This is a genomic window from Buchnera aphidicola (Pemphigus obesinymphae), assembly GCF_026122815.1.
Classification (GTDB): Bacteria; Pseudomonadota; Gammaproteobacteria; order Enterobacterales; family Enterobacteriaceae; genus Buchnera_C; species Buchnera_C aphidicola_BJ.
The window spans coordinates 1-298 of the sequence record NZ_JAIWQW010000127.1; the positions used below are offsets into that span (position 1 = coordinate 1).

A 298-nucleotide genomic window follows, 5' to 3' on the forward strand; every position below is an offset into this window, starting at 1 on the left:
AAATTTTAACTGAAGAACAATATTTAGATGCACTAGAGGAATTTGGAGATGATTTTGATGCTAAAATGGGAGCTGAAGCAATACAAATACTTTTAAAAAACATGAACCTAAAAGAAGAATGCGAAACATTAAGAAACGAATTAAAAAACAGCCATTCTGAAACTAAAAGAAAAAAATTAACCAAACGTATTAAATTACTCGAATCATTTATACAATCAAATAATAAACCAGAATGGATGATCCTTAATGTACTCCCTATTTTACCACCTGATTTAAGACCACTGGTACCCTTAGATGG

General features: G+C 29.9%; 1 protein-coding gene. It reads left to right on the plus strand.

The features are described 5' to 3' along the window. Nucleotides 1-298, plus strand: a 298-nt coding sequence (locus LDP10_RS03410; RefSeq protein WP_265197302.1) for a hypothetical protein, incomplete at both ends; no start/stop codon positions are given.